Annotated in this window: 19 protein-coding genes; 8 read left to right on the top strand and 11 right to left on the bottom strand. The window is 61.5% G+C overall.

All coding sequences use genetic code 11. The features are described from left to right. Positions 1-190: 190 nt before the first annotated feature. The 5 genes from GOEFS_RS11235 to GOEFS_RS11255 all read right to left on the bottom strand — a co-directional run bounded on the left by GOEFS_RS11235 (position 191) and on the right by GOEFS_RS11255 (position 3,863). Entirely contained in the window at positions 191-1,441 is a 1,251-nt protein-coding gene (locus tag GOEFS_RS11235; RefSeq protein WP_007318028.1) for a uracil-xanthine permease family protein, read from the bottom strand. A gap of 22 nt (positions 1,442-1,463) precedes the next feature. After that, a complete protein-coding gene (locus GOEFS_RS11240) occupies positions 1,464-2,132 on the bottom strand; it encodes a sterol desaturase family protein (protein ID WP_040524971.1) in 669 nt (222 codons plus the stop codon). Further along, positions 2,129-2,860 carry a FadR/GntR family transcriptional regulator gene (locus GOEFS_RS11245; protein WP_007318030.1) on the bottom strand — a complete coding sequence of 244 codons (732 nt, stop codon included), beginning with the start codon at positions 2,858-2,860 and terminating at the stop codon, positions 2,129-2,131. Before GOEFS_RS11245 ends, GOEFS_RS11240 begins: the two co-directional genes overlap by 4 nt. A gap of 140 nt (positions 2,861-3,000) precedes the next feature. Next, on the bottom strand, positions 3,001-3,405 hold the full coding sequence (locus tag GOEFS_RS11250) for a VOC family protein (protein WP_007318031.1): 405 nt from the start codon (positions 3,403-3,405) through the stop codon (positions 3,001-3,003). Positions 3,406-3,461: 56 nt separating this feature from the next. Next, positions 3,462-3,863 (bottom strand): helix-turn-helix transcriptional regulator, encoded by a 402-nt coding sequence (locus GOEFS_RS11255; protein WP_007318032.1) that lies wholly within the window; start codon positions 3,861-3,863, stop codon positions 3,462-3,464. 105 nt (positions 3,864-3,968) lie between these two features. Between GOEFS_RS11255 and GOEFS_RS11260 the strand changes: the two genes are divergently transcribed. Continuing rightward, complete coding sequence (locus GOEFS_RS11260; protein ID WP_007318033.1) at positions 3,969-5,429, top strand: catalase; 1,461 nt, start codon at positions 3,969-3,971, stop codon at positions 5,427-5,429. Between the two features lie 13 nt (positions 5,430-5,442). Here the strand turns inward: GOEFS_RS11260 and GOEFS_RS11265 are convergent, their stop codons facing one another. Beyond that, positions 5,443-5,742, bottom strand: a complete 300-nt coding sequence (locus GOEFS_RS11265; protein ID WP_007318034.1) for a hypothetical protein — start codon at positions 5,740-5,742, stop codon at positions 5,443-5,445. 86 nt (positions 5,743-5,828) lie between these two features. Here GOEFS_RS11265 and GOEFS_RS11270 point away from each other — a divergent pair, with 86 nt between their 5' ends. Further along, positions 5,829-6,431, top strand: a complete 603-nt coding sequence (locus tag GOEFS_RS11270) for a VOC family protein (protein WP_007318035.1) — start codon at positions 5,829-5,831, stop codon at positions 6,429-6,431. A gap of 6 nt (positions 6,432-6,437) precedes the next feature. On the opposite strand, the gene GOEFS_RS11275 is transcribed toward GOEFS_RS11270, so the two are convergent. Together GOEFS_RS11275 and GOEFS_RS11280 are read right to left on the bottom strand one after the other, a co-directional pair. Further along, positions 6,438-7,913, bottom strand: coding sequence for an amino acid permease (locus tag GOEFS_RS11275; protein WP_007318036.1), 1,476 nt, complete (start codon positions 7,911-7,913; stop codon positions 6,438-6,440). 118 nt (positions 7,914-8,031) lie between these two features. Beyond that, positions 8,032-8,877, bottom strand: a complete 846-nt coding sequence (locus GOEFS_RS11280; RefSeq protein WP_007318037.1) for a serine/threonine-protein kinase — start codon at positions 8,875-8,877, stop codon at positions 8,032-8,034. Positions 8,878-8,972: 95 nt separating this feature from the next. Between GOEFS_RS11280 and GOEFS_RS11285 the strand changes: the two genes are divergently transcribed. Both GOEFS_RS11285 and GOEFS_RS11290 read left to right on the top strand, forming a co-directional pair. Continuing rightward, a complete protein-coding gene (locus GOEFS_RS11285) occupies positions 8,973-9,530 on the top strand; it encodes a putative glycolipid-binding domain-containing protein (protein WP_040524977.1) in 558 nt (185 codons plus the stop codon). Between the two features lie 20 nt (positions 9,531-9,550). Then, entirely contained in the window at positions 9,551-10,387 is an 837-nt protein-coding gene (locus tag GOEFS_RS11290) for a TIGR03621 family F420-dependent LLM class oxidoreductase (RefSeq protein WP_007318039.1), read from the top strand. A 15-nt stretch (positions 10,388-10,402) separates the two neighbouring features. Here the strand turns inward: GOEFS_RS11290 and GOEFS_RS11295 are convergent, their stop codons facing one another. Together GOEFS_RS11295 and GOEFS_RS11300 are read right to left on the bottom strand one after the other, a co-directional pair. Then, positions 10,403-11,149: an AAA family ATPase gene (locus tag GOEFS_RS11295; protein WP_007318040.1), complete on the bottom strand. Its 747-nt coding sequence runs from the start codon at positions 11,147-11,149 to the stop codon at positions 10,403-10,405. A gap of 46 nt (positions 11,150-11,195) precedes the next feature. Then, positions 11,196-11,903, bottom strand: a complete 708-nt coding sequence (locus tag GOEFS_RS11300) for a hypothetical protein (RefSeq protein WP_138917982.1) — start codon at positions 11,901-11,903, stop codon at positions 11,196-11,198. Positions 11,904-12,025: 122 nt separating this feature from the next. Here GOEFS_RS11300 and GOEFS_RS11305 point away from each other — a divergent pair, with 122 nt between their 5' ends. The 4 genes from GOEFS_RS11305 (at position 12,026) to GOEFS_RS11320 (ending at position 14,701) form a co-directional block, all read left to right on the top strand. Beyond that, on the top strand, positions 12,026-12,433 hold the full coding sequence (locus tag GOEFS_RS11305) for a YciI family protein (protein WP_007318042.1): 408 nt from the start codon (positions 12,026-12,028) through the stop codon (positions 12,431-12,433). Between the two features lie 5 nt (positions 12,434-12,438). Next, entirely contained in the window at positions 12,439-13,578 is a 1,140-nt protein-coding gene (locus GOEFS_RS11310; protein WP_007318043.1) for an RNA polymerase sigma factor, read from the top strand. 49 nt (positions 13,579-13,627) lie between these two features. Beyond that, a complete protein-coding gene (locus GOEFS_RS11315; RefSeq protein WP_040524973.1) occupies positions 13,628-14,245 on the top strand; it encodes a LysE family translocator in 618 nt (205 codons plus the stop codon). Between the two features lie 81 nt (positions 14,246-14,326). After that, on the top strand, positions 14,327-14,701 hold the full coding sequence (locus GOEFS_RS11320) for a nitroreductase family deazaflavin-dependent oxidoreductase (protein ID WP_007318045.1): 375 nt from the start codon (positions 14,327-14,329) through the stop codon (positions 14,699-14,701). Positions 14,702-14,710: 9 nt separating this feature from the next. Here GOEFS_RS11320 and GOEFS_RS11325 read toward each other — a convergent pair whose 3' ends face one another. Then, positions 14,711-15,268 (bottom strand): hypothetical protein, encoded by a 558-nt coding sequence (locus GOEFS_RS11325; protein WP_007318046.1) that lies wholly within the window; start codon positions 15,266-15,268, stop codon positions 14,711-14,713. Position 15,269: the final 1 nt, after the last annotated feature.

Raw genomic sequence — 15,269 nt, forward strand, 5'->3', positions numbered from 1 at the left:
CCTTGGTGAGATGTCGTCGATAACCGTTGTGTGCGTATCGCTTGCGGGGTCTCGATACACCCGGCTCGGCTGGCGCCTCGCCGGGCACTCGACCAGCGGAGGGAAGGCTCGGCTGGCGCCTCGCCGGGCACTCGACTGGCGGTTGGGGAGGCTCGGTCGGGTGGTGAAGGCACTGACCAGCGGGGAGGGCTCACGCACTCGCCCCGACTTTCTCACGCGCCAGTCCCAGCATCTTCATCCCGTGGTACACGGCCAGCGCCGCGATCGCGCCTAGCGAGATCCCGGTGAACGTGAGATCGCCTATCTGCCAAGTGAAGTCGGCTATTCCGATGATCAGGGGAATAGCCGCGGTCATCTGGTTGATGGGTTGGGAGAAGTCGACGTGGTTGGTTAGCCAGATACGCACACCCAGGATGCCAACCAGTCCGTATAACACGACGGTGGCACCACCGAGGACGCCCGGTGGGATCGCGGAGATAACCGCTCCGACCTTGGGGCACAACGCCAATACGACCGCTACGGTCGCGGCGACCCAGTAGGCGGCGGTCGAGTAGACACGCGTCGCAGCCATCACGCCGATGTTCTCGGCGTAGGTCGTCGTGGCCGATCCGCCACCCGCGCCGGCGAATACGGTCGCCACACCATCGGCCATCAACGCTCGGCCGGTAACTGGGTCTAGATCGCGACCGGTCATCTGCGCCACGGACTTCACATGCCCAATGTTCTCGGCGACGAGTGCGATGACAGCCGGCAGAAACAGCGGGAGAACCGAGAGGTGAAATGTGGGAGTTTCGAAGTCGGGCAAGCCGATCCACGATGCCGAGGCGATCGCCGCGGTGTCGACGTCGCCCATCGCCAGCGCCAACAGATAGCCGACAACGACGGCGAGAAAGATCGCGAGTCGACCGATCAGGCCGCGGAAGAAAGCGAGGATGGCGACCATCAAGACCAACGTCACCAACCCGACGACAGGCCCCTTCTCGAAATTCGTCTTCGCCGCCGGGGCAAGGTTGAAGCCGATGAGTGCCACGATCGCACCGGTCACCACCGGCGGCAGTAGGGCGTCGAGCCAATGGGTGCCGATCAGATGAACAACGGCGCCGATCGCGATCAGCACGACGCCCAGAACTACCAAACCGCCTAGGGCACTTCCGGTTCCGTGTGATCCGACAGCGGCGGTGACCGGTGCGATGACGGCGAAGCTCGACCCCAGATAGCTCGGCAGCTTATTGCCGGTGATGATCAGGAAGGCGATCGTGCCGATGCCGGAGAACAGCAGGGTGGTTGACGGCGGAAAGCCGGTGAGTACCGGAACCAGGAATGTCGCGCCGAACATCGCCACCACGTGTTGGGCGCCGATACCTAATGTGCGCGGCCACGACAGGCGTTCGTCGGGTGCGACTACAGCCGCGTCGGCGGGGACTGGTTTCCAGGTCAGCATGCCCCGCAGAATATCTGGTGTGTCACGCCTTCGCGTGCAAGTCCTTTGCGGTGGGCGACTTTTCGACGCTGTTCGGGTCGGGATAGGTGTGCAAGATCCGGTCGGCGGTCCCAGTGGTGGTCACGGTGAACCAGTAGTGCTCATTCTTGTAATGGTGGAACCGGTGGTTGCGCCAGGTGGCGCGATACAGGCGTGATCGAGGCTTGTAATCGGTGTGGATCAGATAATGCGTCCACTCGTAGACCAGTAAGAAGGCGGTGACGGTGAAGAGGAAGGTTAATCCCAAGCCGACACGGCCGAACGCGAACACTCCGATTGCGGTGAGCAGTGGCAGCAGCCAGACCAACACCGGCCAGGGAATGAAGATCAACGGGATGTCGCGCGGGTCCTGATGATGAGCCCTGTGCTCCCGAGCCAGTAGCGAATCGATGGTCAGTTTGCCGATGCGCCGCGGGCGCCAATGCAGGATTCCCACGTGGATAAGCCATTCGACAACCGGCGAGATGGCCAGCAAGATGACCGGCACCACGGCGTCGACCCACGACCAGCCACCGATGATGAGTCGGGCCGTAAGCGACCCGACGACGAACACCGCGATCATCCAGGGTGATGGATGTTTGACGAACTCCGCAAAAGCGTTGCGCAGAGTCATATTTCGCCGATTACTACGGGTTGGGCGGGTAGTTGTCATGAGTCGATCCCGGTGGTGTCTAAGGCGTCGAGCGCGCTGAACAGGGCTGAGGTGCTGGGCGAGAGCAAGTTGTCGGCAGCTCGCCGGGCGAGGGGAGCGTCGTGAGCGGCGATAGCGTCGACGAGCGCGGTGTAACCATCGACCTTGCCGACCTCGCCGGCCATTGCGAATGACAGAGCAGGGAGGGCCGGCTCGTAGGCGGCGCGCATGGTGTTGAACATCAGGCGGTAAGCGATCGACTCGGCGCCGTCGACGACGATGTCCCAAAAGTGCAGCGCGATCCGTTGCAGCTCAAGCGAATCTGACTCCGCAGCGACAGCTTCGGTGAGTTGCCGAAGAGCGCTGATGGTGTCGCTGCTGGATCGTTGAGCGGCGAGCTCGGCGACTATCGGTGCGATGTGCGCACGTGCCTCGACGATGGATCTCGCGACAGCCACGTCGAGTTCGCCGTTGTGTACCAACAACATTGGCAGCAGGTCGAGTCCTCCATCGCGTCGAATGTCACGGACCGTGGTGGTGCCGCCCTGTTTCACCCGGATAAAGCCGACAGCGTCGAGACGTTTGAGCGCTTCGCGGACGGCAGGTCGTGAAACACCGAGCGCTGCGGCCAGATCCCGTTCACTTGGTAACGCCTCGCCAGCGGGCAACTCGCCGCCGACGACACGGTCGACGATCTGGTCGTAGACATCCTCGGGTACCGAGCGTCGAACGACAGGTTGGAAGGTCATGTTCTGCAGAGTGCTGGCCAGAGGTCGAGTTGTCAAGTGGTCAGACCAGTCGTAACCATTCGCAAACCCCACTCAGCCGGACGTTCCCGACCCAAAAAGCGGGTCGGGAACGTCCGGGCGGGTGGGGTTTGCGAAGGGGGTCAGGCCTGCTCGATGCGGATCATGTTGCCCGCGGGATCGCGGACAGCCGCGTCACGCACGCCCCAGAACTGGTCCGTCGGCTCCTGAAGCACCTCGGCTCCGGGTGTTGCGGCGATCTTCTCGAATGTGTCGTCAAGATTCTCCGAGCGGAAGTGAACCGATGGCAGTTCGCCTTTGGCGAGTAGTTGGGCAACGGCGTCGCCGTTCTCCTGTGATCGCCCGGCATGTGGCTGCATCAACACGACGCCCAGTTCGGGATGGCCGTCGGCGGCGAGGGTGATGTACCGGAACCCGCCGTTGTTGACTTCGTTTACGACGTTGAGCCCCAAGGCATCTCGATAGAATCCGAGAGCGGCGTCAGGGTCGTCGACGAGGATGTGGGATTGGCTCAGTGAAACGGTCATGGCTCTGACTCTAGTTTCGCGTCACCGCGAATACTTCTCGAAAACTGCTCGAATTCCTATTTCGTCTTGCGTGGCCGGGTCAGCGACATCACGTGACATGCCGACAGCGTCCGCAACTCCTCGTGAGAGCGGGCGCGATAGGCCGACGGTGTCTCGCCGACGAGTTCGGTGAACTTCGTCGAAAACGATCCGAGGCTGGTACATCCGACGGCGAAGCATACGTCGGTGACACTCTGATCTGTGTTGCGCAGCAACGTCTTTGCGCGCTCTATACGCCGAGTCATCAGGTACGAATACGGCGTTTCGGAGTAGGCCGCCCGGAATCGTCGCGAGAAGTGGGCAGGCGACATAAGGGCGTCGCGGGCCAGTGCGGGGACGTCGAGCGGCTGACTGTAGTCACGATCCATCCGATCCCGGGCGCGACGCAAGCGACGGAGTTCGTCAAGATCGGCGGGCATGGGCTCATTTTCGCATGAGGGCTACCCTCGAAACCAGGCCCCGGATCAGCCCCTGGGGCCGACAAGTCGACAACTCATCGCACGATCACCTCCTGGGAGGGCGAAATGGCAACGGAAAACGACTTCTACACAACGACCGACTCCGGCGCTCCGGCCGGCAGCGACGAACATTCACTCACTGTCGGAGCGGGCGGCCCGATTGTGTTGCACGATCACTACCTGATCGAACAGATGGCACAGTTCAACCGCGAGCGCATCCCCGAACGACAGCCACATGCCAAGGGCAGCGGGGCGTTTGGCACCTTTGAGACCACCGCCGATGTCTCGGACTACACCTGCGCGACGCTGTTCGCTCCGGGGGCCAAAACCGAGATGATGGCGCGGTTCTCGACGGTGGCCGGTGAACGTGGCAGCCCGGATACCTGGCGGGACCCGCGCGGGTTCGCCCTCAAGTTCTATACCGACGACGGTATCTACGACATGGTCGGCAACAACACGCCGGTCTTCTTCATCAAAGACCCGTTGAAGTTTCAGCACTTCATCCGTTCGCAGAAACGCCGGGCGGACAACAACCTTCGTGACCACGACATGCAGTGGGACTTCTGGACGCTGTCGCCGGAGTCGGCGCACCAGGTCACCTGGTTGATGGGTGATCGGGGTATTCCGAAGACTTGGCGGAATATGAACGGCTACAGTTCGCACACCTACCTCTGGGTCAACGCCGCAGGCGAAAAGCATTGGGTCAAATACCATTTCATTACCGACCAGGGCATCGACTTCTTCACCCAAGACGATGCCGACGAAATGGCTGGCGCAGACGGTGATTTCCATACGCGAGATCTATTCGACTCGATCGCGTCGGGGGACCATCCAAGCTGGACACTCAAGGTGCAGCTGATGCCGTATGACGATGCCGCCGGGTATCGATTCAATCCGTTCGACCTCACAAAAGTCTGGCCTCATGCCGACTACCCGCTGCATGAGGTTGGTCGAATGACGTTGCATACCAACCCAACCGACAATCACGCGCAGATCGAGCAAGCCGCGTTCGAGCCGAGCAACGTGGTCCCGGGCATCGGGTTCAGCCCAGATCGGATGCTGCTCGGGCGGGTGTTCTCCTACGCTGATGCCCACCGGGCTCGGCTGGGAGTGAACTATAAACAGATTCCGGTGAACGCGCCCCGCAATGAAGTGCACAGTTACTCCAAAGACGGTGCGATGCGGATCAACCCCGTGAGTGATCCGGTATACGCGCCGAACTCCAAGGGTGGCCCGGCAGCGACGTATCCGGGTCAGCATGAACCGCAGTGGGCCGCCGACGGAGAGATCATGCGCAGCGCCTACGTCGATCATGCCGACGATGACGATTGGAGTCAGCCCGGCACGCTCGTCCGGGAAGTGCTTGACGATGCCGCACGAGATAGATTGGTGAACAACGTGGTTGGCCACCTACTCGATGGCGTAACCGACCCAGTGCTGCAGCGCGCCTACGAGTACTGGAGCAATATCGACGCCACTGTCGGAGCCCGGATCAAGGAAGGCGTGATCGCCAAGAAGGGCACGTAGCGGCGCCGGTGGCCTAAAGATGAAGGCGGACCGGAAATAACTCGGTGCGTGCGATCGCCGCATCCCTGGCGGATGTCAATGCCGTCCGCCGGGGATCGGCGAGGTAGGCGTCGAGAGCGGCTTGCGTTGGGCAGCTGAGGATTTGAACTTCGTTGGGGTGGCCGTTCGCGCCGGAGCCGATCACGCGTTGGCGGACCTGGGCGCCGAACTCAGGGAGTAGTGCGAGCACCGTGTCCTCGTATTCGGTAAGGGCCGATTCTTGGCCGGGGTGAGCCCAGAGCATGCAGCACAGGGTGATCTCGTCGCTATTCATCTATCCGATTGTGCCCGGCCGGGGCCGATTCGATCGAGCAGTTTTTAAGAAGCAGCCAGGCAAGCCGGCAGACTATCGTCATTCCTATGACAACAATCAATGCTCTAACTCTTGAAGTTTCCGACGTCGACGCCGCTAAGGTGTTCTACGAGAAAGCCTTTGGGCTCGACGGCGTGCTCCGGTTCGAGCAGTCCGATGCTCCGACCAACGGCTTCCGCGGATATGTCCTGTCCCTCGTTGTGGCTGATCCGGCGGTGGTCGACTCGCTCTTCGAACCCGCTATCGCTGCGGGTGCCACCGAGATCAAGCCAGCTAAGAAGTCACTGTGGGGATACGGCGCCTCGCTTCAGGCGCCGGATGGCACGGTCTGGACTATCGCCTCATCGTCGAAGAAGCCAACCGGCGCTCCATTACGAACGGTCGACAACGTCGTTGTCCTCATCGGTGCCGACGATGTCGCGGCGAGCAAGCAGTTCTACGTCGAAAACGGTCTGACCGTGGCAAAGTCCTTCGGCCGCAAATACGTTGAGTTCGACGGTGCCGATAGTCAGATCAAACTGGCCCTCAATCCCCGCAAACTAGCTGCCAAGAATGCTGGCGTCGCGCCGGACGGAAGCGGATCGCATCGATTGGTGATCAATTCTGACGCGGGGAGTTTTACAGATCCCGACGGAATCGCGTGGGCATGATGATGATCATTTCTCGCGATCGTCGGGCCCCTCGGGGATAGGCGGTTGCGGTACAACCGGGTACTCGCCGGTGTAGCCCATGCGCTCGGCCGCGATCGCGACGACCTTGGTCCGTACCGCATACCAGCCGCCGATAAGAGTGGGAACCAGCACGATGATCGCGATGAGATTCCATTTGCTCTGGTAGCACATCAGCACCGTCACAGCGAATAGGAAGACCAACGACGCGTAACTCGTCCACGGCGACCACACCTGTCTGAACGAGGGGCGAGCGACTATTCCCTTTGTGGCCCAACGATGTAACTGAATCTGGCAGGCGAGGATTACCGCCCAGGTCGCGATGATGCCCAGCGCCGAAAGGTTCAACGCGATGTTGAACGCGTCTTCGGGCACGAACAGATTCAGGATCACACCGAGCAGGGTGAGACTTCCGGTCAGCGCTATGCCGGCGAACGGTACGCCGTTGCGGTTCATCTTCGCGGTGAAGGCCGGGCCGCTGCCGTTCATGGCCATCGAACGCAGAATGCGGCCGGTGGAATAGAGACCCGCATTGAGGCTCGACATGGCAGCGGTCAGCACCACCAGGTTCATGATTCCGCCGGCAGCGGGTACACCGATCTTGGAAAAGAATGTGACGAACGGACTTTCGCCGGATTTGTATTGCGTATACGGCAACAGAAGGGCGAGCAGAGCCAACGAGCCGACGTAGAACACCGCGATGCGGAAGATCACCGAGTTAATGGCGCGCGGCATCACCTTGGCGGGCTCTGCTGTCTCACCTGCCGCGATACCCACCAATTCCACTGCGGCATAGGCGAATATGACCCCGGACGCGACGACGATCAGCGCCATCGCGCCTTCGGGCAGTATGCCACCGTTGTCGGTGATCACCGATATGCCGGTCGACTGGCCGTCAACTTTGAAGCGGCCCGCGAGGAATACGATGCCGACGACGAGGAAGGTCATCAATGCGACGACCTTGATGATTGACGCCCAAAATTCCATCTCGCCAAAGAGTTTCACCGAGATGATGTTCATCGTCATGACGATCACCAGGGCGATGAGGGCGATCAGCCACTGCGGAACTGACTCGAACATGCCCCAGTAGTGCATGTAGAGAGCCACAGCGGTGACATCGACGATAGAGGTGGCCGCCCAGTTGAAGAAATACAGCCAGCCGGTGACGAATGCTGTTTTCTCCCCGAAGAATTCACGAGCATAGGAGACGAATGAACCCGATGATGGGCGATGCAGGACCAGCTCGCCGAGGGCACGCAGGATGAAGAACACGAAAAGTCCGCAGACGGCGTAGACAATGAACAGGCCGGGCCCGGCGTCGTGTAACCGGCTGCCAGCGCCCATGAATAGACCCGTGCCGATCGCGCCACCAACGGCGATCATCTGGATCTGACGGGGTTTGAGACTCTTGTGGTATCCCTCGTCTTCATGTGCCAGGGCGGATTTGTCGTATTCGACTGTCATACAGCGTCCTCGTTTCGGCGAAACCTGATCCCGAGCAAACGCGAGATTTGTTGACGGGATGTGACGAGGCGCGATCCTACGCGTTACTAAGTACCAGAGTTGGTAACTTGATGTAAATTCACCGGATCGGTGGTTCGATGCCGCGCAGAATGGCGGCGACGACTCGGGCGAATTCTGCGCACGTCGGGTATCGCTTGTCTGGAGTTTTCGCGAGGGCTTTAGCGAAGACGGCGTTGAGCGGAGAGGGGATCCATCGGCGGCGGCGGTCCAGGCGAGGGTACGGAGCGTGGATATGTGCGTGAATGATGGCCAGCGTGGTGTTGCCGACGAATGGCGGGGTGCCAGTGAGAAGTTCGAAAACGGTGCAAGCCAGCGCGTATTGGTCGGTTGCCGGGGAAAGTCGTTGGGCTTGAAGAAGTTCGGGTGCGGTATAGCTGATAGATCCGCGGACCCAACCGTTGGATTCGGGCGGGACACCGTCGAGCTGCTGCGCGATGCCGAAGTCGGTCAGGCCGGCCCAACCCGGTGCGCGCGACACTAGGATGTTGCCGGGTTTGACGTCGCCGTGCAGGACTAGGCGTGAATGTGTGTAGTCGAGCGCATCGGCTATCTGTACGGCGAGCTGGGTGACGAACGCGACGTCGGGTTCGGACGACCTGGTGGGAACCATTGCCGCAGAAGAGTTTCCATCGACATACTGCATCAGCATCCATGGGCGTCGGTCGGGTGTCTCACCGTGGTCGTAGGTCGCGACGATATGGGGATGGTTCAGGAGCGATGCCAGGCGGTACTCGTTGTCGAAGCGCTCGCGGATATCGGGACGTCGAGCGGCGTCCGGGCGCAGCATTTTGAGCGCGGCGACATTTCCGTCAGCGTCGAGCACGCGGAAGACATCCGAACTGCCGCCACTGCCGAGGTAGTCGCTGATGGTGTAGTCGGCAACGCGATCGCCGCGACGGAGCATCTGACCAGACTAAGGGGAGTTGGCCGTCGGTGCCGATACAGTTGCGTCAACTAGACCCCGGCGGATGGAGCGTGATGTTCTTAGAGTTGCCGCGAATGGCTGCCTGGCGGCACGTGGGCTTGCGTGATGGTTTCGAGGTCGCCCACTTTGAGTCCGGCCGCGACGGCATGACACATCTGTGGGGACAGACGGTGGCGGTCGAAGTCGGGGTCGGCTTGTCGGCGACATACGACATTATCGTCGATGAGCGCTGGCACGTAAGGTCCGCCGATATCGAGGCGAAGCTGAGGGATGAGTCGTGGACGCTGGCTGTACGGTCCGACGGCGATGGCAGGTGGACCGTCGACGGAACTCTTCGTCCAGATTTGAACGGCTGCGTTGATATCGATCTCGAAGCATCCGCGGTCACCAATACCTTTCCGGTGCATCGGATTCCAACTTCTGCGGGCGTTCAGCACATTCCAGCGGTCTATGTTTCGGCGACCACGCCGACGATCGGCATTTTGGACCAGACGTATGCCTTCAGCGGGAGCGACACGGATGGCGCCGAATATGATTACACGGCACTGTCTTTCGACTTCGCGGCGACGTTGCGCTACGACAGAGCTGGACTCGTCCTGGACTACCCTGGGTTGGCGACCAGGGTCTACTGAACAACTAGGAGGCGATACCTATGCGGCCATTTCGATTCGGCGTCAATCTGCTCGGCATACAGGGAGATTTCTTCGAACAGGTCCGTACCGCAGATGACGTGGGGGGTGACGTCCTCATGGTTCCCGACCACCTGGGATTAATCGCACCTTTTCCCGCGCTCGCCGCGGCCGGCCAGGTCTCGAGTCGGATGCGACTGGGACATTTCGTCCTCAACGCAGGCTTTTACAACAACGCCCTGCTGGCCCGCGACTGCGCCACCACCGACAATCTCACCGGCGGTAGGCTCGAAATCGGTTTGGGCGCAGGCTATGTCGCCGACGAATTCACGACTGCGGGGCTGCCGTTTCCATCTGCGGGTAAGCGGGTAGCACGTCTCGTCGAGACGGTCGAGTATCTGCGGACGACATTGTCGGACGAGGCCTACTCACCGGCGCCGACGCAGTCTCCGCCGCCGATTATGGTGGCGGGCGTCGGCGACAAGGTGTTGACGCTTGCGGCTCAGCAGGCCGACATCGTGGCGTTGTCAGCTGTTCCTGACGAAGAATTCCTGGCCGAACGTATTGACTTCATCCGTGCTGCTGCCGGTGACCGTTTCGATCAGTTGGAGTTGAACCTGATCATTTTCGAACTGGCCGCCGATCGCGAACCGGATCTCGCCGGGCTACGGCAGATGCGACCCGATGCGACCGACGAAGAGCTGCGCAATTCGATGAACGCGTTATGCGGCAGTTTCGACGAGATTGTCGCCAAAGTCGTTCGGCTGCGCGAGAAATTCGGAGTCTCCTACTTCACCGTGATAGCTCCGGGGCCGGAAACCTTCGCGGATCTGGCAAGGCTTATCGACGCTGTGCGGTGACCGGTGTGAAGGTCGTCAATCGGCCGTGAACAGATGCCGCAGATACCGTTCTGGTTCGGTGAGGAAATCGCGCGTGATACGCACCGGCGTTACGTCGTCGTAGGCGACTTCCTCAATCTGGCCATCGTCGGAGATCTCCAAAATCGTGGCCCCGGGCAGCGCCAGCAGAATCGGGGAGTGGGTAGCGATGATGATTTGGCATTGCTCGTCGACCAACTCGGCGAGCATCGCCATGACTGCCAGACACCCGCGTGGTGACAACGCGGCTTCGGGCTCATCCATCACGTAAAAGCCCCGCGGAAAGAAGCGTTGGCGGATGAGGTCGACGAAGGACTCTCCGTGGGACCGCTCGTGGGGCGAAACACCGTCGAAGACGCTGAGGTCGCCGAGCGACTCGGTCTCGGTGGCGAAATTGTAGAAGGACTCGGCGCGCAGGAAGAATCGGCTACGCGGTTTGAATGGGCCCCAGACGAGGTCGACTGATCTGCCCAACTCCGATTCTGTTGAGCGCGTGGTGAATCGGTTGTGTTGGCTGCCGCCTTCTGGGTTGAGTCCGGCGGCAACGGCCAGCGCCTCGATCAATGTCGACTTGCCGCTGCCATTCTCGCCGACCAGGAATGTGACCCCGGCCGGAAAGGCAAGGCCACCTGGTCGCGCGACGTGCGCGACCGCGGGAAGGTTGAACGGATACCGGTCCCGCGGACTGTCGCGAGCGATGCGCATACCCATGACATAGCGCGATTCGTCTCGGTCGGTGTTCACGATGTCCTAGGAAACCAGACGGCGGTGACAACCGGCACTCGGCAGCCTATCGGTGCCGCGTTGTTGTTCGTCGGGTCGTCGTCTTGGTACGCGTAGTGGTCTTGGTGCGGGTCGTGGTCCGCGTGGTGGTAGTCCTGTGCGGCGTCGCAAGCCGCGTGTGCGGAAGAAATCCGCTGCTCTGTGTGGGTATCGACCAAGTCAGTGTGGGGCCGGTGCCCGAACCAAGGCGGATAGATCGGCCTCGGACGCTGGAAGTGACCGCGAAAGTGATGGTTTCTTCGTAGTGTCCGATGATCTCGTCGTCATCGGTGCGCCCGACATGTGTCCCGTTGTTGCGGTCGACTAGCGACCAGCGCAGCGACGCCGGAAGACTGCCACGCGTCACGTCTACCTCGACGTCGGCCTCGACCATGGTCGGGGAGGACTGCCAGACTTCGGTCACGACGACGCTGGCCTCGTAGCCGCCGTTCTCGGTGCCGACGAGCTGTTGAGATTCGCCGACCGAGAAGACAGACGGTTCCTCGGTTTGGCTCGTCGTCGTTGCTGTAGACGTTGAGGCAACATCGGTAGAGGTCGGCGCACCTGGTGGCACGGTGATCACGACGCCGTCTGGGCCTGTGAACGTCACCGGGGGCTGCGAGCCTGTGGCGGGTGCGTCGGAACCGCAGGCAGTTAGTCCAGCAGCGACAACGGCAGCGCCGACGACGGCGATGAGTCGATTATTAATCAATCTGAATACCCCCTGCGAGATCATGATGTGAACAATAGCGCATGTCGCGGTGGCAATCGAGAGGGAGATGTCGAGAAACTTCAGACGGCTCCGACCCAGGTTTGAGTGCAGCCACAATGGCCGTACCGCGACGAGGAGGAAACATCATGGCGAAGTACCTATTGCTCAAGCATTATCGCGGCGCACCGGCATCGGTGAATGACGTGCCGATGGATCGGTGGACGCCCGATGAGATCACGGCGCATATCCAATACATGCGGGATTTCGCGGACAGGTTGGAGACGACCGGCGAATTCGTCAGCGAGCAGGCACTCCTACCCGAGGGGACCTGGGTTCAGTATGGCGGCGAGGGACGCGCGCCAGTGACCGACGGACCGTTCGCCGAGACGAAAGACTTGATCGCCGGCTGGATGATCATCGACGTCGAATCTCATGAGCGCGCAATCGAATTGGCTGGCGAATTGTCGGCCGCTCCGGGTGCCGGCGGAAAACCGATTCATGAGTGGCTGGAGTTGCGGCCCTTTATGACCGCGCCGCCGACCATCGAAGATTGATCGACGTGGACGAATCCCTTGTCCGACAGCTCATTCCAGAGGTGATCGGTGTTCTCGTCCGCCGCGGAGTTGACTTTGCGGCGGCCGAGGACGCCGTTCAGGAGGCGTTGATCGAAGCGTTGCGGTCGTGGCCAGACGCTCCGCCGCGCGATGCCAAGGGGTGGCTGGTAGCGGCCGCGTGGCGACGCCACCTCGATGTGATTCGTTCGGAGTCGACGCGGCGTCGTCGGGAAGAGATCGTCGCCGTCGAGCCGGTTGCCGCTGTGGTCTCCGGAGCCGACGACACCCTGCAGTTGTACTTCCTCTGTGCGCACCCGGCTTTGACGCCGGCGTCGGCCGTCGCGCTTACGCTGCGAGCCGTCGGCGGGCTGACCACACAGCAGATCGCGCAGGCATATCTGGTGCCAGAATCCACTATGGCGCAACGGATCAGCCGGGCAAAGCGGACGATCGCGAGCGATGGACTGGGCAAGCCGGGCGACATCGCCACGGTGCTGCGGGTGCTCTACCTGGTGTTCAACGAAGGCTATTCCGGTGACGTCGACTTGGCGTCGGAAGCTGTGCGGCTAACCCGGCAACTCGCGCGGTTGATCGATCATCCGGAGGTTGCCGGTTTGCTCGCGCTGATGTTGTTGCATCATGCGCGGCGGGCCGCGCGCATCGCCGACGATGGTTCGCTGGTGCCGTTGGCGCAGCAGGATCGGGGGCGATGGGATACTGGTGCGATTGCCGAGGGCATTGAGATTCTGCAGTCGGCATTGGCACGAGATCGGTTGGGGGAGTATCAAACTCAGGCAGCGATAGCCGCATTGCACGCCGATGGCCGTAGCGCGGCCGAGACCGATTGGGGGCAGATCGTCGAATGGTATGACGAGTTGTTGGCGCTGACCGATAGTCCGATCGCGCGGCTCAATCGGGCGGTGGCGGTCGGTGAAGCAGACGGCGCGCGGGCCGGGCTGGCCGCGTTGAGTGAGGTGGATTCAACGGTGCCCCGATACACGGCTGTTGCGGCGTATTTGCAGGAGCGGGCCGGAGCTGTTGATGTGGCGGCGCGGTTATACGTCGAGGCAGCTGAGCATGCGACGAATTTGCGCGAGCGTGAGCATCTGACCCGCCAGGCCGCGAGGTTGCACGAGTTGGGTTGAGTGCCACAGGAATTGGTGAGCTAGCCAGCTAGGTCTTACGATGGCCTGCATGCTCGTCGAAGTTGCGTCATTCCTGGTGGCAGCGGTGTTGTTGGTGCTGCTGCCCGGGCCAGACTCGCTCGTAGTTATCCGCGGGCTGAGCAGCGGAGGTCGGGCCGGTGGGATTCGTACGTCGGCCGGGGTGCTGTGCGGACTGCTCGTCTGGATTGTCGCCGCCGTACTGGGGCTGTCGGCGTTGTTGCAGGCCAGCGAGGTTGGGTTTGAGGTGCTCAAGATCGTCGGCGGCTGCTACCTGGTGTGGATGGGATTTCAGTCTCTGCGCGCAATGCGCCGTGCGGCAACGGATTTGGAGTCTCCCGCGCCGTCGGCATCGCGCTGGTCGAGCGGATTCTTCGCGGGTTTCCTCACCGATATTCTCAACCCGAAAATCGGCATCCTGTTCATCACTTTGTTGCCGGGCTTTGTCCCCGATGGATATCCGGTGGCGCTCACGACTTTTGCGCTCGGACTCGTATACCTGCTGCTGACCGCCGCGTACTTCGTCGCGCTGGTGGTTGCCGCTGGAAAGATCTCCACGTGGATGGCGACGCCGCGGATTCGACGTCGGATCGATGGGATCGCCGGGCTGGCATTGGTTGGATTTGGGCTGCGGTTGGCTACCGAGTAGGGCAGTATGCGGGCTGACGTTTGTTCATGGAAGGAACAGAACACGATGAGTTCATCGCATAACCATCAACCCGGCGTTCCTATGCTGGTTCCGGAAAAGCTTGAGCAGTTCCAGATCAAGTACATCAACCCGGTGATGGCGCCGGTCGCTCGATTCTTGCCGTCGTTCGCGCGGGTGATCCATCACGGGCGGACCTCCGGCAAGGCCTATGAAACCACCGTCAATGCGTTTCGTAAGGGCAATTCCATCTCAATCGGCTTGATTCACGGCAAGACGAACTGGAGCAAGAATGTCGTCGCCGCCGGTGGCGCCGACGTCGTGCTGTTCGGAGGCAAGAAGGTCCGGATTGCGAATCCTCGATACGTCGAGCAGGGGCAGGGTGATCCGGCGTTGTCGGCGGCCACGCGTCGGGTGAATAAGCGCGCGGGCGTTTTTGTGGCGGACATCGTCGGGTAGGACCCTGGCCTAGTCGGACCCGAAGGCTTCGAAATCAGGCCGTTCGTCGGGGGACAGCTCGATGAGTTCAGTGTTGTAGTTGCCGTCGAGGAGATCGACGAGGAATGCGGCGATACCGGCGGGATGGTAGAGCCAGAGGCTGCTCAGATCCGTGTAAAGCACTGGCCATTTGTTGGGGTCGTCGCCGACCTGATGCCAGTAGCCGTAGGCGCCGCTCGACCCGCCGCCCCAAGCGGCGTATCGCAGCGGGGACGGGCCAAGGTCGACTGGGCTGTTGCTGCCGTCGGGGCCAATCCAGGAGATCGCGTTGGAGTTGATCCAGTCGCGCGAGTCGGCAAGTTCGGTGATCGCTGGCGGCGCGGCCTCAATGAGGTCTTCGCCGCCCGCGCCACCAGCAACCCACACAGCGACTTCACCGGCAAACAGTCCTGCCCCATAGGTCTCCACGATCTGGATGTAGTCCTGAGGCGGCGTGTGGCCCAAGTGGGCGGCTACCGCGGTCCAGTCGGGACGTGCCCCGTGGGGTGGGGGGTCGACGAGGTCGGTGAGCTGTGAGAGTGCGGACACA

This window comes from Gordonia effusa NBRC 100432 (assembly GCF_000241305.1).
Classification (GTDB): domain Bacteria; phylum Actinomycetota; class Actinomycetes; order Mycobacteriales; family Mycobacteriaceae; genus Gordonia; species Gordonia effusa.

Bases quoted from the DNA above. Each gene is read 5' to 3' on its own strand.
- GOEFS_RS11275 (WP_007318036.1), bottom strand. From the start codon at position 7,913: ATGACAGTCGAATACGACAAATCCGCCCTGGCACATGAAGACGAGGGA.
- GOEFS_RS11290 (WP_007318039.1), top strand. From the start codon at position 9,551: ATGCGGCCATTTCGATTCGGCGTCAATCTGCTCGGCATACAGGGAGAT.
- GOEFS_RS11265 (WP_007318034.1), bottom strand. From the start codon at position 5,742: ATGAATAGCGACGAGATCACCCTGTGCTGCATGCTCTGGGCTCACCCC.
- GOEFS_RS11245 (WP_007318030.1), bottom strand. From the start codon at position 2,860: ATGACCTTCCAACCTGTCGTTCGACGCTCGGTACCCGAGGATGTCTAC.
- GOEFS_RS11270 (WP_007318035.1), top strand. From the start codon at position 5,829: ATGACAACAATCAATGCTCTAACTCTTGAAGTTTCCGACGTCGACGCC.
- GOEFS_RS11285 (WP_040524977.1), top strand. From the start codon at position 8,973: ATGGCTGCCTGGCGGCACGTGGGCTTGCGTGATGGTTTCGAGGTCGCC.
- GOEFS_RS11280 (WP_007318037.1), bottom strand. From the start codon at position 8,877: ATGCTCCGTCGCGGCGATCGCGTTGCCGACTACACCATCAGCGACTAC.
- GOEFS_RS11305 (WP_007318042.1), top strand. From the start codon at position 12,026: ATGGCGAAGTACCTATTGCTCAAGCATTATCGCGGCGCACCGGCATCG.
- GOEFS_RS11255 (WP_007318032.1), bottom strand. From the start codon at position 3,863: ATGCCCGCCGATCTTGACGAACTCCGTCGCTTGCGTCGCGCCCGGGAT.
- GOEFS_RS11250 (WP_007318031.1), bottom strand. From the start codon at position 3,405: ATGACCGTTTCACTGAGCCAATCCCACATCCTCGTCGACGACCCTGAC.
- GOEFS_RS11320 (WP_007318045.1), top strand. From the start codon at position 14,327: ATGCTGGTTCCGGAAAAGCTTGAGCAGTTCCAGATCAAGTACATCAAC.
- GOEFS_RS11300 (WP_138917982.1), bottom strand. From the start codon at position 11,903: ATGATCTCGCAGGGGGTATTCAGATTGATTAATAATCGACTCATCGCC.
- GOEFS_RS11235 (WP_007318028.1), bottom strand. From the start codon at position 1,441: ATGCTGACCTGGAAACCAGTCCCCGCCGACGCGGCTGTAGTCGCACCC.
- GOEFS_RS11240 (WP_040524971.1), bottom strand. From the start codon at position 2,132: ATGACAACTACCCGCCCAACCCGTAGTAATCGGCGAAATATGACTCTG.
- GOEFS_RS11260 (WP_007318033.1), top strand. From the start codon at position 3,969: ATGGCAACGGAAAACGACTTCTACACAACGACCGACTCCGGCGCTCCG.
- GOEFS_RS11315 (WP_040524973.1), top strand. From the start codon at position 13,628: ATGCTCGTCGAAGTTGCGTCATTCCTGGTGGCAGCGGTGTTGTTGGTG.